Source organism: Gilliamella sp. App2-1 (genome assembly GCF_001690255.1).
GTDB classification, from domain to species: Bacteria; Pseudomonadota; Gammaproteobacteria; order Enterobacterales; family Orbaceae; genus Gilliamella; species Gilliamella apicola_G.
On record NZ_LZGR01000010.1, the window covers coordinates 1 to 412 of the forward strand.

Consider the following 412-nt stretch of genomic DNA (forward strand, 5'->3'; position numbering starts at 1 on the left):
ATATTGATATTTATGATTTAGTTTTAGATGATCAAATAATGAATATCTTGTTGGATCCTTCTGAAATAATGGAACAAAATAATGCTATTCTAAAATTTATAGAAACACTTTTAAAATGAAAAATAAAATTGAAATTATACATGGTGATATTACTAAAATCACTGTTGACGCTATTGTAAACGCAGCAAATAGTTCGCTACTAGGTGGAAGTGGTGTTGATGGAGCTATCCATCGTATAGGTGGTAAACAAATTTTAGAAGGATGTCAAAAGATACGCTCTAAACAAGGTGGTTGTAAAGTTGGCAATGCTGTTATTACGACTGCTGGAAATTTACCGGCACAATTTGTGATTCATACGGTAGGACCTCGTTGGAATGGAGGAGATAATAATGAGGTTCAATTATTAAAAAAC

1 protein-coding gene is annotated in these 412 nt (G+C 31.8%); it reads left to right on the forward strand.

Translation table 11 applies throughout. From position 1 onward, the window contains the following. Window positions 1–115: 115 nt before the first annotated feature. Window positions 116–412: macro domain-containing protein (locus A9G22_RS00755; protein WP_176700206.1), on the forward strand; the 297-nt coding region annotated here is incomplete at its 3' end.